Source organism: Rhizobium sp. SVR5-9E (genome assembly GCF_056755095.1).
Map to the genome: position 1 here is coordinate 1 of NZ_JBNDHS010000554.1, position 253 is coordinate 253.

Sequence of the window (253 nt, forward strand, 5' to 3'; positions counted from 1 at the left end):
ATGCGTACAAAATGAGTCTTTATGGTGATAACCAGATTCTGGTGTCTACAGGAGGAAGAGAGGGAAGATTTAATACAGGAATTAGCAATCCTAAAAATCCCGGTTTCTATTACTTCAATGGCATGGAATGGATTTATCCTTCCTATTTCGTTGGAAATACAACATGGTTTAATGTCATTGATGTTGTTTCAGATCCGGCAAGTCCGGATGATATTTTCTTCACAAATTACACAACAGCACCTGGCCGCGGCGT

1 protein-coding gene is annotated in these 253 nt (G+C 39.9%); it reads left to right on the top strand.

The features are described from left to right. Positions 1–11: 11 nt before the first annotated feature. The coding region (locus ACPYOJ_RS36030) for a hypothetical protein (protein WP_481420484.1) at positions 12–253 on the top strand (242 nt) is incomplete at its 3' end.